This window comes from Leifsonia sp. RCC_180, assembly GCF_058138205.1.
Genome location: NZ_CP200340.1, coordinates 1,772,702 through 1,792,123, shown reverse-complemented (window position 1 = coordinate 1,792,123; position 19,422 = coordinate 1,772,702). Strand labels below are relative to the sequence as shown.

Sequence of the window (19,422 nt, the reverse complement as noted above, 5' to 3'; positions counted from 1 at the left end):
GCCCCTGGATGCCGCCGGCGTGGGTTGTTCCCGCCTCATCCGCGGAGCCGCAATCCGCGCGGAGTGGCGAGGAATCCGGCCTCGGCGAGAGCCGCGCCGACCGGTGAGCCGAGCACGAAGCCCCCGTTGACCGTCTCCACCGCGAGCTTGTCGACGCGGCGCGAGGTGACGAGGGCCGCGAGCGCCTGTGCCGCCGCCGCGAGGACCCGCCGTGCGTCCTCCTCGCCCGGCTGCACGGTGTCGGCCGCAGCAGCTGCCTCGGCCTCGGATCCGGTCGCGCCCGCCACGAAACAGAGCAGGCTCTTTCCGCCGCGCTCGACGTACAGCGCGAGTTCGCCATCGACCAGGACGACCAGCGCGCCGGCCTTCCGGCCCGGACGGTGTCCGGTGCCGCTCTCTGCCGGCGCGGCCGGCCACGGCAGCGCTGCGCCGTAGGCGTTCGCGGGGTCGGTCGCGGCGAGGGCGACGGCCTCGTAGGGCCGTTCCTGCGTGTGGTCTCGTGCGAACGAGCGCAGCCGGTCAACCGTCGCTCCGCTGGCGAACTGCGCCGCGCCAAGGGTCTCGATGAAGTAGCCCCGGCGCGCCCGACCGGTCTCCTCGAACCCGCTGAGGACCTTGTAGGCGAGGGCGAATCCACCGGGCGTGCCTTCGTTCATCACCGAGCCCCGGGTGACGACGCCGTACCGATCGAGCAGCGTCTCGGCCTGCCCGTGAGCGCGCACCGTCGAGTCCAGGTCGCGTTCGGGAAGCACGGACCATCTCCCGGCGACGGTCGGCGGGCCCATCCGGGTGACCATCGCCGAGCGCGTCGTGGTGCGGCCCCGGTACATCCGCGCACGGGTGGGCTGTCGCGGACGCTTGTGGGCGCCGGAACCGCCCGCGGTGAGCGTGCGGAGCGGGGCGAGGGTGTCGTTGGTGATGCGGCCGGCCCAGACCAGATCCCATAGGGCTGTCACCAGCTCGGAGTCGTCGATCGCCGTACCGCGCTCGGCGCCCAACGTGTCGGAGAGCTGGCGGAAGAAGTAGCCACCACCACGCGCGAGCGCCTCGAGGACGCCGCGCTGCAACTCGTCGGGCTCATGGTCCGACGGTGGTGCCAGGGTGAGGGGAGCGGAGTCGGCCAGGTGGAGGCTGATCCAGCCGTCGTCGCCGGGGAGGCTGCCGTCCCCGGCCCAGATCACTTCGCCGGTCGCCGTGAGCTCGTCAAGCATCGCGGGGCTGTAGTCGGCGACGCGGCTCGGCAGGATGAGCGACTCCCACGCCGACGCCGGGATGCGAGCGCCGGCCAGCTGCTCGATCACGGACGCGACGGCGTCCACGCCACGCAGCGTCGAGCCGACGTGCTGCCACTCGGGCAGGAACCGGCCGAACGTGACGGTGTCGACGGGCTCCACCTCGTGCCGGAGCGCGGCGAGCGACATGCGGCGGAGGCGTCGCAGCACCTCGGCGTCGCTCCACTCGCTGCCGTGCGCGTGCGGCCGGAACTCGCCCTCCACGACCCGCCCGTCGCGCGCGAGGCGACGCAGCGCGTCGTGCACGATCGCCGGTCCCAGACCGAGCCGCGTGGAGATGTCGGCCGTCTCGAACGGACCGTGCGTCCGTGCGAAGCGGCTGACCAGGTCGCCGAGGGGATCGTCGACGGGCTCGATGAAGGCGACCGGCACGCCGATCGGCAGCGGGACGCCCAGCGCGTCGCGCAGGCGGGCGGCATCCTCGATCGCGGCGAATCGCTCGGTGCCGGCGATGTTCACGGCCAGCGCTCGGTGCGTGTCCACCAGTGTCGCGAGGTGCGCTCCGGCCGTCGCGCGGTCGGCGTGCGGCGCAGAAGCGAGCGACTCATCGGTCGGCTCGGTCGCCGCACCGGTCTGGTCGGCGGCGCTCGCAGCCGGGGCCTCGCCTTCCAGCCGCTCGGCGACTTCGTCCACCGACAGCGGTCCGAGGAGCCGCAGCAGGTCGGCGACCCCTTCGACACCGCGCACACGGCGATCGGGCGCCAGCCGCTGGAGCTGCAGTTCGACCCGCTCGATGACAGCCGGATCGAGCAGCTCCCGTAGTTCTGCGCGGCCCAGGAGCTCCGCAAGGAGTCCCGCGTCGAGCGACAGCGCCGCGGCTCTGCGCTCGGCGAGCGGACTGTCGCCCTCGTACATGAACGCAGCGACATATCCGAACAGCAGTGACCGCGCGAAGGGCGACGCCGTCTCGGTCGCCGCCTCGACGATGCGGATGCTGCGCTGCTGGATCTGGGTGGCCACCTCGGTCAGAGCCCCGAGATCGTAGACGTCCTGCAGCACCTCGCGGATGGTCTCCAGGATGATCGGGAAGCTCGGGTACTTGCGTGCCACATCCAGCAGCTGCGCCGCCTTCTGCCGCTGCTGCCAGAGCGGCGAGCGCTTGCCCGGGTTGTACTTCGGGAGCAGCAGGGCCCGTGCGGCCGACTCACGGAACCGCGAGGCGAAGAGCGCCGAGCCCCCGACCTCCGCCGTCACCAGTTCGTCGAGCTCCTGTGGCTCGAAAACGAAAAGCTCGCCGCCGGGAGGCTGCGCCTCGGTGTCCGGGATGCGCACCACGATCCCATCGTCGGCCGCCATCGCCCCCGCATCGATCCCGTACCGTTCGCGTACCCGTGCCTGGACGGCCAGTGCCCAGGGCGAGTGCACTTGCATGCCGTACGGGGAATGGAGCACGACCCGCCAGTCCCCGAGTTCGTCGCGGAAGCGCTCGACGACGAGCGTGCGGTCGGTCGGAACGTGCCCGGTCGCCTCTTTCTGTTCGCGCAGGAACGCCAGCAGATTGGCCGTAGCCCAGGCGTCGAGCCCGGCTTCGACGCACCGGAGCTCCGCATCCGCCGGGGAGGCGCTGCTCAGTTCGCGCGTGAACGCCCCGACTGCCTTGCCGAGTTCTGCCGGGCGGCCCAGACCGTCGCCCTTCCAGAACGGCAGGCGGCCGGGTTCGCCGAAGGCGGGCGTGACGAGCACCCGGTCGTGGGTGATCTCCTGGATGCGCCAGCTGGTCGAACCGAGGGCGAAGACGTCGCCGACGCGCGACTCGTACACCATCTCCTCGTCGAGCTCGCCGACCCGGCTGGCCTTCTCTCCCACCATGTAGACGCCGAACATGCCCCTGTCGGGGATGGTGCCACCGCTCGTTACCGCCAGTCGCTGCGCTCCGGGCCGGCCGGTGATCACACCCGTGTCGCGATCCCACACGACGCGCGGGCGCAACTCGGCGAACTCGTCCGACGGGTAGCGGCCGGCGAGGAGGTCGAGGGTGGCGTCGTAGGCGCTCCGCGGCAGGGTGGAGAAGGGCGCGCTGCGCCGCACGGTGTCGAACCAGTCGTCCGCGTCGATCGGTTCGAGGGCTGTGGCGGCCACCGTCTGCTGGGCGAGGATGTCGAGCGGGTTGGCGGGGACCTTGATCGACTCGATGAGCCCCGCCGTCATCCGTTCGGTGGCTACGGCCGAGTGGATGAGGTCTGCCCGGTGTTTGGGGAACACCACCCCTCGGGAGATCTCTCCGACCTGGTGACCGGCGCGTCCGACGCGCTGCAGACCGCTCGCGACCGACGGCGGCGCCTCGACCTGGACGACCAGGTCGACGGCGCCCATGTCGATGCCGAGTTCGAGGCTGGAGGTCGCGACCACGCACCGCAGCCGCCCGGACTTGAGGTCGTCTTCGATGAGCGCCCGCTGCTCTTTGCTCACGGAACCGTGGTGGGCGCGGGCGAGCACCAGCGTCTCGGCGTCGGCGACGGCCTGCGACCCATGGGTCTGCCCAGAACCGCCCATGAGCTCGGCCGGTGCGCGACGCGGAGGATCGCCCGCGGAGCCGCCCAGCACGCGCTCCTCGTAGATCTCATTGAACCGCGCGGTGAGGCGCTCGGCCAGGCGCCGCGAGTTCGCGAACACGATGGTCGACCGGTTCTCGAGCACCCGGTCGACGATGGCCTCCTCGACGTGCGGCCAGATCGAGCCCGCCTGCGGTGGCGAGCCGTCACCCGGGTTCTCGCTGGCGTACGTCGAGGTGCCGAGTTCGCTCATGTCTTCGACCGGCACGACGACCCGGAGGTCGAAACGCTTGCCGGCCGGCGGCGCCACGACCTCCACCGGTGCCTGACCGGCGAGGAAGCGCGCCACCTCTTCTGGCGGCCGGACGGTCGCCGACAACCCGATGCGCTGCGCCGGTCGTTGGAGAAGCGCATCCAGCCGCTCCAGCGACAGCGCCAGGTGCGCTCCACGCTTGGTGGCCGCGACGGCGTGCACCTCGTCGACGATGACCGTCTCGACGGAGGTCAGGGTTTCGCGCGCCTGCGAGGTGAGCATGAGGAACAGCGACTCGGGCGTGGTGATCAGGATGTCCGGCGGGTTCGACACGAGGGCCCGCCGGTCGGAGGCCGGAGTGTCGCCGGAACGAACGCCGACGCTCACGTGCGGCGGCTCGGACCCGAGCCGTTTGGCGGTCTGCGTGACGCCGACGAGCGGAGCGCGAAGGTTGCGCTCCACATCCACGCCGAGCGCCTTCAGCGGCGAGATGTAGAGGACGCGCGTGCCGGGCTTGCCATCCGCCGGCCGTGGCTCGCTCGCGAGCCGATCGATCGCCCACAGGAACGACGCCAGCGTCTTGCCCGAACCGGTCGGCGCGATCACCAGCGCGTGCTTGCCGTGCGAGATCGCTTCCCACGCGCCCTCCTGCGCGGGGGTGGGCGCGGCGAACGCCCCGCGGAACCACTCTCGGGTCGCGGGGGAGAATCGATCGAGGACGTCGCCCATCCCTCCATCCTGCACCCGGCCGCCGACAGTGGCAGCGGCTGGGCGAGGACCGGTGGATAACGCTCAGCGAGCGCATCCTGTGCACGGTCTCAGCGCGGAAGGTTTCCGCGGATGAAGGACGAGATGTCGCCCAGTTCCAGGGGCGAGATGGCGTGACCCATCCCCTCATAGATTCGGGCGTCGAGGGATGCGTGGCCCGGCAGCCACTCGCTGGTCCGATCGAGGGATGCCGTCGGGATCGTGTCGTCGAGCGTTCCGCGTCCCCAGAAGACGGGCACGCGGGACTCGGCGAGCTCGGCATCCCCCGGCTGGCTGCCTTTGACGACGAAGCCAGACAGCTGCACCGCATAATTGAAGCGTTCGGGGGCGAGGCGGAGCAGTTGCAGCGCCATCGCGCCGCCCTGCGAGAAGCCGAGCAGGCCGGTCGGCACGCGCGGCTGCTCGTCGAGCCACTCGAGGACGGCGCGCGCCGCCGCGTCCGCATTGCCGGCGAGCGGGTCGCCGGCGACATTCGTGAACCGGGAGAACCACGCGAAACCGGAGCCCTCGGGAATCGGGGCGCGAAGTGAGGCGATCACCGGCTCGAGCGGGAGATAGGCCGCGATGCCGAACAGGTCGGCCTCGTCGGATGCATAACCGTGCAGGAGGATCAGCAGTGGACGCCCGGCCCGGTCGCGTTCGGAGGCGGACCACAGGACGGCGTCGCGGTCGATGCGCAGGTCGGGAGTGGGAAACGGCACCCTCCATTGTCTGCCCCCGCGGGGATTCGTCCACAGCCCCCGTCGGAGTGCCGCTCATCCACAGGAAGTTCTGTCCCTCGTAGGCCGGGGCTGCGCACGTCCGTAGGATTCATGCATGAGCGTACGCACCCCGGATCCGGACCCCACGCCCGACCCGCTGCCCGGCGACGGCCCGCGTCCGGGCCCCGCCTGGCTGTCCGACATCGAGCTGGAGCAGGTCCGCCGCCGGCTCCCGCTGCTGTACGTCGAGGCGGTGCCCGTGAGGGTGGACGGCCTCGGCCAGGTGACGGAGGTCGGCATCCTGCTGCGGGCGAATGCGGTGGGACAGATGACCCGCACCCTCGTCTCCGGGCGCGTGATGTACGGCGAGACGCTGCGGGAGGCGCTCTTCCGTCACCTCGAGAAAGACCTCGGGCCCATGGCGTTCCCGCAGCTTCCGGCGAGCCCTGTGCCATTCCAGGTGGCCGAGTACTTCCCGATGCCGGGGGTGTCGCCGTACACCGACGAACGGCAGCACGCCGTCTCCCTTGCGTACGTCGTGCCCGTCACCGGGACGTGCGAGCCACGCCAGGATGCTCTGGAGCTGACGTGGATGACGCCGGAGGAGGCGACGTCCGTGACGGTGTCAGAGGAGCTGGAGGGCGGTCGGAGCGCGTTGGTGAAGGCGGCCATGGCGTCCCTCGGTCGCATCGCCTGACGCCCGTCGACACCGACCGTTGGGCCGGGGCGGAAAAGGTCTTGTGCTTTCCGGCTAATGGTATTAGCTTTGCGGCTATGAACACTTCCGTCGAATCGCAGGTCCGCTACCTGCAGCGCCCCGAGGGACGCGTGAGCTACACCGTCGAGGGCGAAGGTCCTCTCGTGGTGGCGGTCCCCGGCATGGGCGACCTCCGCTCCAGCTTCCGAGAGCTCGTCGCGCCGCTGCTCGAAGCGGGCTACCGGGTCGCGGTCACCGACCTCCGGGCACACGGCGACTCCGACACGACGTTCGACGAGTTCGGCGACATCGCGACGGCCCGAGACCTGATCGCGTTGATCGACGAGCTGGGCGGCCCCGCCGTCGTGCTCGGCAACTCGATGGGCGCCGCCGCTGCCGCGTGGGCGGCGGCCGAGCGCCCCGACCTCGTCGCAGGCCTCGTCTTCTACGGCCCGCTGCTCCGCGAGCCCGCGATGAGCGGAGCCGCCACCGGGCTGATCCACGTGATGTACCGCATCCTGTTCGCCCGGCCCTGGGGCGCCGCTGTGTGGGCGGGCTACTACCGCCGCATCCTGAACCGGGGCCGCACGGCGCCCTGGCTGGAGGCGCACACCGCCGACATCCGCGCGTCTCTGTCGGAGCCGGGCCGGCTGCGCGCCTTCCGCCGGCTCACCCTGCAACTCACCCACTCGGTCGTCGAGCCCCGGCTGCCGGAGGTTCAGGCGCCGATGCTGGCGTACGTCGGCGACCGCGATCCTGACTTCCGCGATGTCGCGGCGGAGTGCGAGTGGATGGAGTCCATCGGCGCGCAGGTCGTCCGCGTGCCGGACGCGGCGCACTACCCGCACGCACAGCGTCCCGACATCACGGTGCCGGGGACGCTGGCCTTCCTCGCCCAGCGGCGGACGGCCGACGGCTCGGGGTGGACGAGCGGTGCCTAGGGCCGGCCTGACCCGCGCGGCCGTCGCCGCGGTGGCCGTCGACCTGGTCGACGAGGGGGGCGCCGACGGCTTCGATCGCCTCACCCTGGCGGCCGTGGCGGGGCGCGCGGGCGTCGCTGTCCCGAGCCTGTACAAGCATGTGGCTTCGCTCGGCGACGTGCGCCGGCTGGTGGCGATCGAGTCGGTGAGCGAACTCACCCGCGTCCTCGCCGGTGCGACGATCGGCCGGGCCGGTCCCGAGGCGGTGCTCGCCGCAGCCGATGCGATGCGCGCGTTCGCCCACCGGCATCCCGGCCGGTACGCCGCCGCCCAGGTGGCGCCGAACGGGGCCGATCCGGCGGACACGGAGCTGGTCGCGCGCGCCGAGGAGACCGTGACCGTCATGGCCGGTGTGTTGCGCGGCTTCGGCCTCCCGGAGGACGAGCTGGTGGATGCGATCCGGATGCTCCGCAGTGCCATCCACGGCTTCGTCACGCTCGAACTGGGTGGCGGCTTCGGCCTGCCGGACGACCTCGACCGCAGCTACGCCGTGCTCATCGAGGGCGTCATCGCGGGCGTCGAGCGGCTCGCGGCGTAAGACTCGCACCCCAGCCCCCAGTCCGTAACGCAACGAGCGCCCGACCCCGAAGGGCCGGGCGCTCGCCGAAGTGTCGGGACTCAGCCCTGGGCGCGGCGCGAGCCGTTGCCGCGACGCACGGAGGCCTCGCCGCCGCGTGCCGCGGTCGCGCGGGGTGCGCCGCCGGAGCGGGATCCGCCGTCACGCTGGCCCCCGGTGCGCGGGGCGCCGCTCTGCTGAGCGCCCGCCGGACGCTGGCCTCCGCGACGGCGCGAACCGCCCGCAGTGCCTGCCGCCGCAGCGTCGCCCTGGCCGGAGCCGCCGCCCTGGCGACCGCCACGGCCGCCGCCGTTGCCGCCACGGCCGCCGCCGTTTCCGGCGCCGCCGTTCGCAGCTCCGCCGTTGCCCTGACCGCCTGCGCGCCGTGCGCGCTTGCGCTGGGCGTTCGCGCCCTGCGACGTTCCGCCGCCGGCGGGCCGCTGCTCGTGCAGCGACGGCGCCACGCGGGGCGCGACGTCGCCGACGAGGGTGACGACCGCGGGGGAGGATGCGGTGACCCGCTGCGGGGTCGCCGCGATCGCGGCCTTCTTGAGGAGCGTCTTCACATCTGCCGCCTGCGACGACATCATGACGGTGACGACGTCACCGGCGCTGCCGGCGCGGGCCGTGCGGCCGGAGCGGTGCAGGTACGCCTTGTGCTCGGCCGGCGGGTCGACGTGCACGACGAGCTCAACGTTGTCGACGTGGACACCGCGCGCGGCGACGTCGGTCGCGACGAGCACCTTGACGCTGCCGTCACCGAATGCGGCGAGGTTGCGGTCGCGGGCGCCCTGGGCGAGGTTGCCGTGGAGGTCGACGGCCGGGATGCCGGACGCGGTCAGCTGCTTGGCGAGCTTCTTCGCCTGGTGCTTGGTGCGGGTGAAGAGGATGCGACGGCCGGTGCCCGAGGCGAGCGCCTCCACGAGGTCCTTTTTCTCGTCGGTCGAGTCGACCTGGAGCACGTGGTGGGTCATCGCCTCGACCGGGCTGTTCTCGTCGTCGACGGAGTGCAGCACGGGGGAATGCAGGAAGCGGGTGACCAGCTTGTCCACGCCGTTGTCGAGCGTGGCGGAGAACAGCAGGCGCTGCCCGTCCTTCGGCGTGGCGGTCATGATGCGGGTGACGACCGGCAGGAAGCCGAGGTCGGCCATGTGGTCCGCCTCGTCGAGCACGGTGATCTCGACCGCGTCGAGGGAGACGAAGCCCTGCTTCATGAGGTCTTCGAGGCGGCCGGGGCAGGCGACGAGCACGTCGACGCCGGCCTTCAGCTCGGCGACCTGCTTGTTCTGCGAGACGCCGCCGAAGACGGTGGAGACCCGCATCCCGTAGGCGTCGGCCAGCGGGCGGAAGGTCGCGGCGATCTGGGTGGCCAGTTCGCGGGTCGGGGCGAGCACCAGCGCGAGCGGGCGTCCTGGCCGGCGGCGGCCGCCGGCGAGCACGGTGCCGAGGCGGGCGACGAGCGGCAGGGAGAAGGCGATCGTCTTGCCGGAGCCGGTCTTGCCGCGGCCCAGCACATCCTTGCCCGCGAGGGCGTCGGGAAGGGTGTCGGCCTGGATGGGGAACGCGTCGGTCTTGCCGTCGGCCGCGAGAACGGCGACGAGGGGAGCGGGTACGCCGAGTTCGGCGAAAGTCTGAGTCAAGGGGTGTGCCTTTCGGGCATCGTCCCGGTCGGCATACGGCGGACCGGGCTGGGTGGCGAGCGCACCGAGCGGCGCGATCGTTCGCCGTATGAAGAGAAGCGTGCGGGGCGGTGGCCCGGCGCGACGCGAAGCGTTCTACGACGCAGCGGGCAACATGGCCCGCAACCTCCAGTCTAGGGCATACGGCCGAACGAGTGCTGGGAGCGCGTTCACATCGGAAGGTCGTAGACTGTCGGCCCGGAATCGAGAGGTGGCCATGGGCGTGCTGGAGTCGGAGCTCGAACGCGAACGCGTCGTGGTCTCGGGGCTGTATCAGAGGCTGGATGAGCTGCGTGCCGAGACCGAGGAACGGCTGGCCCGCGTGCGCCGCGACAGCGTCGGCAGCAACCATCAGGCGCGCAGCGAGCGGGACGCTTTCGCGCGCCTCTATGAGGATCAACTCACGCAGCTCCGCGACGTGGATGCGCGACTCGTGTTCGGCCGGCTGCTGCTGCAGGAGCCGGTGGACGGCTCCGACCACCGATACATCGGGCGCGTGGGCCTGCGCGACGACGACCAGCGCTCGCTGCTCGTGGATTGGCGTGCCCAGCTGGCGGGTGCCTTCTACCAGGCGACCGGGAACGAGCCGATGGGCGTCCGCGCCCGCCGCCACCTCACGATGACGGGTCGTCAGGTCACCCGCATCGACGACGAGGTGTTCGACGAGGCGTTGCTCAATGGCGACCGCGCCGGGGAGCAGGTGCAGGGAGAGGGTGCTCTGCTCGCCGCGCTCACCGCACAGCGGACCGGCCGGATGCACGACATCGTCGCCACGATCCAGGCCGAGCAGGACCGCATCATCCGCTCCGACCTGCGCGGTGCGCTCGTCGTCCAGGGCGGCCCCGGCACCGGCAAGACCGCTGTGGCGCTGCACCGCGCCGCCTACCTGCTCTATGCGAACCGCCAACGGCTGAGCACGTCCGGGGTCCTGGTGGTCGGGCCGTCGACCGCCTTCCTGCGCTACATCGAGGCCGTGCTGCCGTCGCTGGGCGAGACGGGCGTGGTCATGTCCACGCTCGGTGAGCTCTTCCCGGGCGTGGAGGCGACGGCCGAGGATGCGCCGGAGGCCGCCATCCTGAAGGGGTCGGCGCAGATGGCCCGGCTGCTCGCTCGCGCGGTGAAGTCGCGGCAGAAGGCTCCAGATCAGGAGCAGACCATCGTCGTCGACAACGAACGCCTGGTGGTGGCGCCCGACCTCATCCAGCGCGCCATGGCGAAGGCGCAGCGCACCGGGAAGCCGCACAACTTGGCCCGCGTGACGTTCGTGAAGCATGCCCTGGCGGAGCTGACCGATCAGCTGGCAGCGCAGCTGCGCGCATCCGGCTCGACCATCGACGATGCCGACGTGGCCGTGCTCCGGGAGGATCTCCGCACCTCGTACGACGTGCGGGTCCTGCTGAACACGGCCTGGCTGCCGTTGACCCCGCAGAAGCTGCTCCAGGACCTCTACGCGCGACCCGCATGGCTCGCGGAGCTGGCGCCGCGCTGGTCCCCGCAGCAACGGGACGCCCTGCGCCGCGAGCGCACCGCGCCGTTCACGGTCTCCGACGTGCCGCTGCTCGACGAGGCGGCCGAACTGCTAGGCGACTTCCCCGGGCGGCAGGATGCGGTGGACCGCGAGCGCGACAGGCAGCGCAAGCGCGACCTGGAGAACGCGAAGGCGGCCATCCGCAACATGGGCGTGCAGGGGCTCGTCAGCCCCGAGCAGCTGGCCGACGGCTTCGCCGAGCAGGCCGAGCGCGGCACGACGGCGGAGCGGGCGGCAGCCGACCGCAGCTGGACGTACGGCCACGTGGTCGTCGACGAGGCGCAGGAGCTCTCGCCGATGCAGTGGCGCGTGCTCGTGCGGCGCTGCCCGATGAAGTCGTTCACGATCGTCGGCGACATCGCTCAAGTCGCCTCCGCGGCCGGCGCATCCAGCTGGCGGGAGGCACTGAATCCGGTGTTCAAGGATGCGTGGCGCCTGGAGGAGCTGACGGTCAACTACCGGACGCCCGCGCAGATCACCCGCGAGGCCGAGCGGATCGCGACGCAGGCGGGCCTCCCGATCACGCCGACGCGCGCGGTCCGCGAGGGCGACTGGCCGATCCTGCGCGTGCAGGCCGCGAGCCGGGCGCCCGACGCGCTCGCCGCCGCCGTGGCCGAGGCGGTGGCCGGCGACCGCGCGATCGACGGAGGAGGAACGCTGGCCGTGATCACGACTCAAGCCGACCTTCCGGTGGTGTCCGCCGCCGTGCTGGAGCGCTTCGGCGACGCAGCCGGTCGCGGCGCGTCCGGGCTCGGACGCCCGATCGCGGTGCTCACCGGCTACGAGGCGAAGGGTCTCGAGTTCGACGCCGTCGTACTGGCCGACCCGGATGCGCTCGCAGCCGAGTCGCCGCGCGGCGCCGCATCCCTCTACGTGGCGATGACCCGCCCCACCCAGCGCCTCACCCTCGTCTCACGCTGACGCCCACTCCCGGCTCCCGCCATCTGCTCCTGACTTTTTCGCGCGACACGCCGTCGCCGGCGCGAAAGACTCAGGAGCTGTACGCGTCGGTGCCGGCGTAGCGCTCGCCGACGGGCACCTCGACGGAGAGCGTGTTCCCGGCCTGCGCCAGCGGGCACGCCCACGCCGGGTCGTACGCGCACGACGGGTTGTACGCGAAGTTGAAGTCGAGCACGAGCGATGCCTCGCCGTCGTCCGCGTCGAGCCCGAGGTCGGCGCCCTTGATCGTGTCGATCAGGTAGCGCCCGCCCCCGTAGGTGCCGCCGGGGCGGCCGGCGAGCGCATCCTTCACCGGCACGAACAGGCCGCCGCCGTAGGAGGAGAGCCGCCACACGTCGAGCGACCCCGCGAAGGGGATGCGGACGGTGCCGAGCAGCTGGAACGGCACGACGCCGTCGGTGCCGGTCTCCACATCCATTCGCACGGCCTCGGCCGCCGGATGGATCGGGAGCTCGAACCGCCATTCGGGGTCGTAGGAGGCGACGGGGAGCCCGGTGAAGCGCTCGCGGTCCTCCGGCAGCAGCGGCGACGCGGGATGCGAGGAGAACAGGTCGTTGCGACAGGAGACCCAGTGCGCGTGCGCCTCGGCCGGGTCGTGCGCGGCCAGACGGCGGACGGAGGCGTACAGCGCGAAGACGCGACGGCGCCAGTCGGCGGTCTGCACCGCGGTGACGGCGCGCGCGGGGCGGTCGTCCGTCTCTCCGGCGGTCGCCGGTTCTGCGTTCGTCATGGCTGCTCCACCTTTGTCTGGTCGATTGCGGGGACGGTCTCATCCGGCTCCCGCACTTCGGGATCGTAAGCCCACGTAGGCGCCAGCTTGCGGAGGCGCACTCCCCGCCACTGCCAGAACGCCCAGAACGCGTACCAGGCGAACGGCGTGAGCACCCCGGCCCGCACGATCAGCTGGTCGCGGTACAGCGTCCGCACCCGCCCTTCCTCGTCCGGCCCGGCCGGATCGGGGGCGATGGCCATGCGATGGTCGAGGTGCGGGATCGCGGCTAGCGCTCCGCCTGTCCCTCCGCCGCTGTCGTGGAGGATGCGCGTCGCCTGCTCGCGCGGATCGGCCGATCTCAGCGTGTCGAGCCGGATCGCCTGGGTTCCGACGGTGAACGCGCCGAGCGCCTTCACGCGCACCCGGTGGTCCGAGCCCCAGGTCGTGGGGAATCCTCCCGGCTCGTCCGACCGGAAGTCGAGCCACGGCATCGCGACCTCGCGGAAGGCGGTCGGGCTCTGCAGGGCACGCCAGGCGGCATCGGGGTCGCAGTCGAGCGTCAGCTTGAGGAGCACGCGCATGGTCCCAGTGTCACCCCTCCGACGGCGTCGGGGGCTTCAGGATGTTCGACTCAGAGGCATTCTTCGGCTCGCGCCAACAGCAGCTCCCGCTCGCGTGCGTTGCCGGTCATCGCCGCGGCCCGCCGGAACTCCTGCCCGGCCTCAGCGGTGCGACCCAGCCGCAGCAGCAGGTCGGCGCGGACCGACGGGAGCAGGTGGTACGACTCCAGCGCACCGTCGATGGCGAGCCGGTCGACCACCTCGAGGCCCGCCTCCGGGCCGTAGGCCATGGAGAGCGCGACCGCCCGATTGAGCTCGACGACCGCCGACGGCCGCAGCTCCGCGAGTGCGCCGTAGAGCGCCACGATCTCCTCCCATTCGGTCGCCTCGGGGGTCGGCGCGGTCGCGTGCCGGGCGGCGATCGCCGCCTGGAGCGCGTACGGTCCCCGGCTGACAGCGGGTCGCCTGCTCAGCCGGAGGGCGTCGGAGCGTTCGAGCGCCGCGATGCCGCGGCCGATCAGGAGGCGATCCCAGCGGGACCGGTCCTGGTCCTGCAGCAGCACGGGCGAGCCGTCGGACGCGGTCCGCGCTCCGAGCCGGGACGCCTGGAACTCCATCAGCGCGACCAGCCCGTGCACCTCGGGCTCGCGCGGGGTGAGCTCGGCGAGCACGCGGCCGAGCCGGAGCGCTTCGCGGCAGAGGTCGGGACGCATCCAATCGTCGCCCGCCGTCGCCGAGTACCCCTCGTTGAAGATCAGGTAGATCACCTCGAGCACCGACGCCAGGCGCTCGGCGAACTCCGCCCGCTCCGGCACCTCGAACGGCACGCCGGCCGCGCTGAGGGTCCGCTTGGCCCGCACGATCCGCTGAGCCATGGTGGCGGGCGGGACGAGGAACGCCCGAGCGATCTCCTCGGTCGACAGTCCGCCCAGCAGTTTGAGAGTGAGCGCGACCCGCGACGCCTGGGCCAGGACGGGGTGGCAGGCGACGAAGACGAGCCGGAGCAGGTCGTCGCCGATCGGCTCCTGGGTGACCCGGGCGGGGTCGTCGGCGCCCAGTTCCTGCTCCAGGTCGTGCGCGATGGCGGCGTACCGGTCGTCGAGCCGCTCCCGGCGGCGCCAGCCGTCCACGGCGCGGCGTTTGGCGACGGTGGTGAGCCAGGCGCCGGGATTCCGCGGTACACCGGTCTCCGGCCACTGCTCCAGGGCGGCGACCAGCGCATCCTGAGCAAGCTCCTCGGCCAGGCCGACGTCGCCGGTCACCCGTGCCAGCCCCGCGATCAGCCGTCCCGACTCGATGCGCCAGACCGACTCGACGGTCCGCCGCGCCTCCTCGGCGGAGGCCGCGCGCTCGGGCTGCTCCTCGTCCGTCATCGGCTCGCGTCGCCCGCCACCCGGCGCACCTCCACCGTCCCGCGGGTGAGCGGAAGCCGCCGCGCCCATTCCAGGGCCTCGTCCTCGCCTGCGGTGTGCAGCGTCCAGATCGCCGTCACCGCGTCGTCGGCGGGTTGGGCGCCGGAGGGGATGCGGCTCAGGATGCGGTCCTCCCCGTCGAACCGGATGCGCGCACCGGTCCCCGCGGGCTCCAGCGGCTCAGCGGCGAGCAGCACTCCCGCGCGCACCAGCTCCTGCTCGTAGGAGTCGAGCGCCGTCGCCTCGCCATCGCAGGCGAGCGCCATCAGCACGAAACGCATGGTCACATCCTCTCGTCGAAACGGCCGTCCGTCACGGATACGTCGAACCGCACGCCGTGGTTTCGACACGAGTGACGGTGGTGTGCGCTACAACGGGAGCATGGCGATCCGTTACTGGCTGGGCGTGGTGCAGCTCGACCACGTCCTCCGCGGGGTGGCCGGCGGCTTCGCCCAGGTCAATCACGGGGCGCGTGCTCCGCTCGAACGGATGGGGGAGTCCGACGGGTTCGTCTTCTATTCGCCGCGCGCGTCCTACCCGGACGGGGAGCCCTTGAAGCAGTTCACTGCGGTCGGACGGCTGGCCGACGACAACGTGTTCCAGGTGACGCAGGGTGCGATGATGCGCGGTCCGCAGGGCGACTTCCTGCCCTGGCGGCGCCTGGTCGAGTGGGACCACGACGCGGTTGCAACGCCCATCCGGCCCCTGCTCGGCGCGCTCGACTTCACGCGCGACCGCCCCGACTGGGGTTACCAGTTGCGTCGAGGTCTGATCGAACTGTCGCGTCACGACTTCGAGCTGATCCGTCGGCAGATGCGGCCGTCACCGGGCGAAACACGGCGAGGCGGCCCGGACGCCCGCATTACGATGGCCCGGTGACCCAGCCGACCGCTCCCCAGCTCGCTCCTGAGCTCACCACTGAGCTCACCCCCGAGTTCGCCGACATCCCTGCCGCGCACCGCCAGACCAAGTACCAGGTGCGCTTCGACTGGGCCGCCGACGGCGCCGCAGCGGTGGCCGCCGACGCCGACATCGTCGTCTGGGTGGATGCGCTCGGCGCCGAGACTGCGGAGGTTCCCGAGTTTCCCGGCGACGGAGCAGTGCTGGCCGCCGGGCTCACCGACGCCGCAGCGGTGGCGCGCTGGATCCTCGACGAGCAGGTCCGGCTGGGCCGGCGCGCGATGATCGCGGTGGTCGCCGCAGGGGATACGACCCCCGCAGGCTCCACCCGCTTCGCCGTCGAAGACCTGCTGGCCGCCGGCGCCGTCGTCGACGCGCTCGCCGCGGCGGGCATCGACTTCTCCTCGCCGGAGGCCGCGGCCGCGTGCGCCGCCTTCACGGGGCTCCGCGGCGCCGTGGCGCATCTCCTGACGGCCTCCGTCTCGGGCCAGGAGCGCATCGCAGAGGGCGCGACCCCGGCCGACATATCCGCATCCGGCCGCCTCGGCACCTCCGACGCTGTGACCGTGCTCCGAGCTGCCCGGCAGAACCGTGCACCCGCGGCGGAATGATCGCCGGCCGGCGTACGTTGCGCAGCACAGGAGGTTTTATCGATGAAAGCTGTACTGAACGACACCGTGATCGCCGAGGCGCCGCAGGAGGACCTCATCCGTATCGAGGGCAACTGGTATTTCCCGCCCGCGAGCGTGAAGTCCGAATACCTGGTCGAGAGCGCCACCCCGTACACCTGTCCGTGGAAGGGCGAGTGCCAGTACTTCTCGGTGAAGTCCGATAGCGGCGTGCTGCAGGACCGTGCCTGGAGCTACCCGACCCCGTACCCGAGCTCGTTCGACCGTGTCGGCAAGGATTACAGCAACTACGTCGCGTTCTGGAAGGACGTCCGCGTCGTCGACTGACGGCCGGAGGCCACGATGATGCGATTCGGCCGCCGCCTGGGCCTCACGGCCTTGGCGGCGGCCGCGCTCGTTCTGGCCGGATGCTCCGCTCCGCCGCCGACACCGACCGCGACCCGCACGCCGACCTCGACACCGCGGCCGACCGGCAGCTCAGCAGCCGTCGCCGCCGTGCCGTGGCAGCCGAGCGACCAGACGACGGTGCTCGAAACGGGGCTCGACGCCCCGTGGTCGGTGGTGCCGTTGCCGAGCGGCTCGGCGCTCATCAGCGAGCGCGACTCCGGAACCATCCGTGAGCGTCTCCCCGGTGGCGGATTGCGTGAGGTGGGGACCGTGCCCGGCGTCGTCCACAACGGTGAGAGCGGTCTGCTGGGACTGGCGGTGCAGCCCGTCTCCGCCCCACCCTCCCTCTACGCCTACCTGACGACCGCCGACGACAACCGCGTCGTGCGGATGCCGCTCAGCGGCGTCCCCGGAAGCTACGCCATCGGCGCACCCGAGCCCGTGATCACGGGCATCCCCAAGGCATCGAACCATGACGGTGGGCGACTCGCCTTCGGTCCAGACGGGATGCTGTACATCACCGCGGGTGACGCATCCAATCCCGCGAACGCGCAGGACGTCGCCTCTCTCGGCGGCAAGATCCTGCGCATCACGCCGGAGGGTCAGGTGCCGGGTGACAACCCGTTCCCGGGCTCGCCGGTGTGGTCGTACGGCCACCGCAATCCTCAGGGCATCGGCTGGGACTCCCGCGGCACGATGTGGGCGAGCGAGTTCGGCCAGAACACCTGGGACGAGCTGAACATCATCCACGCCGGGTCGAACTACGGCTGGCCGAACGTGGAGGGCGTCGGCGGCGACCCGAAGTACACCGACCCCGTGTACCAGTGGCCCACCGACGCCGCGAGCCCGAGCGGCCTCGCCGTGGTGGGCGACACCGTGTTCCTCGCGGCGCTTCGCGGCGAGCGGCTGTGGACCGCCTGGGCGACCAACGGAGCCGCCCCGGTGACCGCTGCGCCATTCTTCGAGGGACAGTTCGGGCGACTCCGGGATGTGGTGGCCGTCGGTGACCGCTTGTGGCTGCTCACGAACAATACGGACGGCCGCGGCTCGCCGCGCACAGGCGACGATCGGCTGATCGAGGTGGCACTGACTCCGGCGCAGGCGGTCAAGCGCCCGGGGTGAGCCCCTCCTGCGGGTAGTCTGGGGGAGAATCACCGATCGGGAGCAGAACCCTGAGCATCATCCTCGGATACGATCCGACCACCCTGCGCGAACGCGTCGATCTGCGCGCTGCCGGCGAGCGTCTGGATGAGCTCGGCAGCTTGCGGAGCCTCAGCGCGCTCAATGAGAAGACCGTGCTGCTGCGGCTGCTGGGCCGGCTGGACGAGGCGATCGAGATCGCGAACGAGGCGGTCCGCCAGGCGCGTTTCACCGGCGACCGCGAGCAACTGCTCGGCGCGCGCATCCGCCGGGGGCAGGTGCTGCAATACCAGGGCAAGACCGACGAAGCGGTCGTGGAGCTCGCGGGATGCGTCGACGAGGCCCGCGGCCGGGAGTGGACGGCGCTCGAGGCGTTCGCCATCCAGAACCGGGGCAAGGTCTACTTCGACACCGGCGACTACGAGAACGCGCTCGCCGACATGACGGCCGCGGTGTTCCTGCGTGAGAAGCTGGGCGCGTCGCCGGCGGAGATCCAGGCGGCGCTCACCGCGGTGGCCGTCGTGCAGTCGGCCCTCGACGCTCAGCGCGGCACGTCGCCCACGCCGCACGGTGAGAGCGACGCCGATCACGCGTAGGATGCACGGCATGGAGGACCGGAGCGGCCCGGACGGGACTCGTCGCTGATGGCCGAACTCGACCGCGTGCGCCGCTGGGCGGAGGCGCTGATCGCCCTCCACCTCGACCCGTCCGTCTGGAGCTTCGGCTTCGACAACGCGAAGACCCGCGCAGGGCTCTGCAACTACACGTCCAAGCGGATCACCGTCTCCCGCTACCTCGCCGCGCGCTACGAGGACGACGAGATCCACCAGATCCTGCTGCACGAGGTCGCGCACGCGCTGGCCGGCTCACGAGCCGGGCACGGACCGCGCTGGCGCGCCATCGCGCTCGACCTCGGGTACGAAGGCAAACGCCTCCACGGCGGCGCGATCGCGGACGACCTCGCGCCCTGGGTGGGCACCTGCCCGAACGGCCACACGCACTACCGGTACCGCAAACCCGCCCGGGCGCTCGCCTGCGGCGCGTGCAGCCGCCGGTTCGACGCAGCGAACCTCATCTCGTGGCAGCACCGCGAGGTGTCGTCGTCGCAGCGCCGGGTGGCTGCGGCGGCCGCGACGGAGTAGGCAGCGGTCGGTAGCGTCGCTTAGGCGTGCGCGACGCCGAGGCGTGCGTCGAGCCCATCCCGTACGCCCGGCCACTCCTCGCGCAGGATCGAGTACACGGCCGTGTCGCGCCAGGTGCCGTCCGCGCGCAACTGCGTGTGCCGCAGGACTCCCTCGAAGTGCGCGCCGAGCCGCAGGATGGCCGCCCGCGAGCGCTCGTTCATCATGTCCGCCTGCAGCTTGACCCGCTCGAAGCCGTGGTCGAACGCCGTGCCGAGCAGCAGCCGTTTCGTCTCGGCGTTGACGCGGCCGCCCCAGGCTTCGGGTGCGTACGCGGTCCAGCCGATGTGGGCGGAGCCGTTCACCAGGTCGAAGTCGCCGAGCGTCGTGGTGCCGACTAGCCGATCCCCCTCGCGGAGCACGACGGCGGTCACGTTGCCGGTCTCCCAAGCCAGGTAGCCGAGCAGGAACTCGCGCCACTCCTCGTACGTGTCGCGGTAGGCCGCCGGTCCGCCTCCCCAGCCTCCGGCGAACACCTCCGGGCGCCCGATCGCGTCGAACAGGTCGGGCAGGTCGTCGAGGGTGAGGGCGCGCAGGCGCACCGTCGCTCCCTCGAGCTGCGCGTGCGGGTCCGGGCGCGTCGCGATCATCCGCT

General features: G+C 71.9%; 18 protein-coding genes. 10 read left to right on the top strand and 8 right to left on the bottom strand.

The annotated features are described in order from the left end of the window. Positions 1–35: 35 nt before the first annotated feature. Positions 36–4,766: an Lhr family ATP-dependent helicase gene (locus AB7E03_RS08855; RefSeq protein ID WP_489941058.1), complete on the bottom strand. Its 4,731-nt coding sequence runs from the start codon at positions 4,764–4,766 to the stop codon at positions 36–38. An 89-nt stretch (positions 4,767–4,855) separates the two neighbouring features. Next, the gene (locus AB7E03_RS08850; protein WP_489941057.1) at positions 4,856–5,506 is read right to left on the bottom strand and encodes an alpha/beta hydrolase; all 651 of its coding nucleotides are present in this window, start codon (positions 5,504–5,506) and stop codon (positions 4,856–4,858) included. A gap of 115 nt (positions 5,507–5,621) precedes the next feature. Between AB7E03_RS08850 and AB7E03_RS08845 the strand changes: the two genes are divergently transcribed. The 3 genes from AB7E03_RS08845 to AB7E03_RS08835 all read left to right on the top strand — a co-directional run bounded on the left by AB7E03_RS08845 (position 5,622) and on the right by AB7E03_RS08835 (position 7,721). Continuing rightward, positions 5,622–6,203 (top strand): NUDIX hydrolase family protein, encoded by a 582-nt coding sequence (locus AB7E03_RS08845; protein ID WP_441781294.1) that lies wholly within the window; start codon positions 5,622–5,624, stop codon positions 6,201–6,203. A 77-nt stretch (positions 6,204–6,280) separates the two neighbouring features. Next, entirely contained in the window at positions 6,281–7,144 is an 864-nt protein-coding gene (locus tag AB7E03_RS08840) for an alpha/beta fold hydrolase (protein ID WP_489941056.1), read from the top strand. Beyond that, a complete protein-coding gene (locus AB7E03_RS08835) occupies positions 7,137–7,721 on the top strand; it encodes a TetR-like C-terminal domain-containing protein (protein ID WP_489941055.1) in 585 nt (194 codons plus the stop codon). Before AB7E03_RS08840 ends, AB7E03_RS08835 begins: the two co-directional genes overlap by 8 nt. An 80-nt stretch (positions 7,722–7,801) precedes the next feature. On the opposite strand, the gene AB7E03_RS08830 is transcribed toward AB7E03_RS08835, so the two are convergent. Next, a complete protein-coding gene (locus tag AB7E03_RS08830; protein WP_489941054.1) occupies positions 7,802–9,379 on the bottom strand; it encodes a DEAD/DEAH box helicase in 1,578 nt (525 codons plus the stop codon). A gap of 256 nt (positions 9,380–9,635) precedes the next feature. Here AB7E03_RS08830 and AB7E03_RS08825 point away from each other — a divergent pair, with 256 nt between their 5' ends. Further along, entirely contained in the window at positions 9,636–11,867 is a 2,232-nt protein-coding gene (locus tag AB7E03_RS08825; protein ID WP_489941053.1) for a HelD family protein, read from the top strand. A 70-nt stretch (positions 11,868–11,937) separates the two neighbouring features. Here the strand turns inward: AB7E03_RS08825 and AB7E03_RS08820 are convergent, their stop codons facing one another. From AB7E03_RS08820 to AB7E03_RS08805, 4 genes are read right to left on the bottom strand one after another with little or no spacing between them, the layout of a single operon-like run. Continuing rightward, on the bottom strand, positions 11,938–12,636 hold the full coding sequence (locus AB7E03_RS08820) for a DUF1684 domain-containing protein (protein WP_489941052.1): 699 nt from the start codon (positions 12,634–12,636) through the stop codon (positions 11,938–11,940). Further along, positions 12,633–13,199, bottom strand: coding sequence for a hypothetical protein (locus AB7E03_RS08815; protein ID WP_489941051.1), 567 nt, complete (start codon positions 13,197–13,199; stop codon positions 12,633–12,635). The genes AB7E03_RS08820 and AB7E03_RS08815 overlap by 4 nt, the downstream gene beginning before the upstream one ends. 50 nt (positions 13,200–13,249) lie before the next feature. Then, the gene (locus tag AB7E03_RS08810; RefSeq protein ID WP_489941050.1) at positions 13,250–14,551 is read right to left on the bottom strand and encodes an RNA polymerase sigma factor; all 1,302 of its coding nucleotides are present in this window, start codon (positions 14,549–14,551) and stop codon (positions 13,250–13,252) included. Then, positions 14,548–14,871 (bottom strand): YciI family protein, encoded by a 324-nt coding sequence (locus tag AB7E03_RS08805; protein WP_489941049.1) that lies wholly within the window; start codon positions 14,869–14,871, stop codon positions 14,548–14,550. The genes AB7E03_RS08810 and AB7E03_RS08805 overlap by 4 nt, the downstream gene beginning before the upstream one ends. A gap of 100 nt (positions 14,872–14,971) precedes the next feature. Here AB7E03_RS08805 and AB7E03_RS08800 point away from each other — a divergent pair, with 100 nt between their 5' ends. From AB7E03_RS08800 to AB7E03_RS08775, 6 genes are all read left to right on the top strand, one after another. Continuing rightward, complete coding sequence (locus AB7E03_RS08800) at positions 14,972–15,469, top strand: EVE domain-containing protein (protein WP_489941048.1); 498 nt, start codon at positions 14,972–14,974, stop codon at positions 15,467–15,469. Then, positions 15,466–16,101, top strand: a complete 636-nt coding sequence (locus AB7E03_RS08795) for a 2-phosphosulfolactate phosphatase (protein WP_489941047.1) — start codon at positions 15,466–15,468, stop codon at positions 16,099–16,101. The genes AB7E03_RS08800 and AB7E03_RS08795 overlap by 4 nt, the downstream gene beginning before the upstream one ends. A 42-nt stretch (positions 16,102–16,143) precedes the next feature. Continuing rightward, on the top strand, positions 16,144–16,446 hold the full coding sequence (locus AB7E03_RS08790) for a DUF427 domain-containing protein (protein WP_489941046.1): 303 nt from the start codon (positions 16,144–16,146) through the stop codon (positions 16,444–16,446). Positions 16,447–16,461: 15 nt separating this feature from the next. Next, on the top strand, positions 16,462–17,628 hold the full coding sequence (locus AB7E03_RS08785) for a PQQ-dependent sugar dehydrogenase (RefSeq protein WP_489941045.1): 1,167 nt from the start codon (positions 16,462–16,464) through the stop codon (positions 17,626–17,628). Between the two features lie 140 nt (positions 17,629–17,768). Continuing rightward, positions 17,769–18,242 (top strand): hypothetical protein, encoded by a 474-nt coding sequence (locus tag AB7E03_RS08780; RefSeq protein ID WP_489941044.1) that lies wholly within the window; start codon positions 17,769–17,771, stop codon positions 18,240–18,242. 48 nt (positions 18,243–18,290) lie between these two features. Next, positions 18,291–18,788 carry a SprT-like domain-containing protein gene (locus AB7E03_RS08775; protein WP_489941043.1) on the top strand — a complete coding sequence of 166 codons (498 nt, stop codon included), beginning with the start codon at positions 18,291–18,293 and terminating at the stop codon, positions 18,786–18,788. A gap of 20 nt (positions 18,789–18,808) precedes the next feature. Here the strand turns inward: AB7E03_RS08775 and AB7E03_RS08770 are convergent, their stop codons facing one another. Then, positions 18,809–19,417, bottom strand: coding sequence for a GNAT family N-acetyltransferase (locus AB7E03_RS08770; protein ID WP_489941042.1), 609 nt, complete (start codon positions 19,415–19,417; stop codon positions 18,809–18,811). Positions 19,418–19,422: the final 5 nt, after the last annotated feature.

Coding starts and splice junctions, on each gene's coding strand:
- AB7E03_RS08855 (WP_489941058.1), bottom strand. CDS start 4,766: ATGGGCGACGTCCTCGATCGATTCTCCCCCGCGACCCGAGAGTGGTTC.
- AB7E03_RS08845 (WP_441781294.1), top strand. CDS start 5,622: ATGAGCGTACGCACCCCGGATCCGGACCCCACGCCCGACCCGCTGCCC.
- AB7E03_RS08840 (WP_489941056.1), top strand. CDS start 6,281: ATGAACACTTCCGTCGAATCGCAGGTCCGCTACCTGCAGCGCCCCGAG.
- AB7E03_RS08825 (WP_489941053.1), top strand. CDS start 9,636: ATGGGCGTGCTGGAGTCGGAGCTCGAACGCGAACGCGTCGTGGTCTCG.
- AB7E03_RS08820 (WP_489941052.1), bottom strand. CDS start 12,636: ATGACGAACGCAGAACCGGCGACCGCCGGAGAGACGGACGACCGCCCC.
- AB7E03_RS08815 (WP_489941051.1), bottom strand. CDS start 13,199: ATGCGCGTGCTCCTCAAGCTGACGCTCGACTGCGACCCCGATGCCGCC.
- AB7E03_RS08810 (WP_489941050.1), bottom strand. CDS start 14,551: ATGACGGACGAGGAGCAGCCCGAGCGCGCGGCCTCCGCCGAGGAGGCG.
- AB7E03_RS08805 (WP_489941049.1), bottom strand. CDS start 14,871: ATGCGTTTCGTGCTGATGGCGCTCGCCTGCGATGGCGAGGCGACGGCG.
- AB7E03_RS08800 (WP_489941048.1), top strand. CDS start 14,972: ATGGCGATCCGTTACTGGCTGGGCGTGGTGCAGCTCGACCACGTCCTC.
- AB7E03_RS08790 (WP_489941046.1), top strand. CDS start 16,144: ATGAAAGCTGTACTGAACGACACCGTGATCGCCGAGGCGCCGCAGGAG.
- AB7E03_RS08785 (WP_489941045.1), top strand. CDS start 16,462: ATGATGCGATTCGGCCGCCGCCTGGGCCTCACGGCCTTGGCGGCGGCC.
- AB7E03_RS08775 (WP_489941043.1), top strand. CDS start 18,291: ATGGCCGAACTCGACCGCGTGCGCCGCTGGGCGGAGGCGCTGATCGCC.
- AB7E03_RS08770 (WP_489941042.1), bottom strand. CDS start 19,417: ATGATCGCGACGCGCCCGGACCCGCACGCGCAGCTCGAGGGAGCGACG.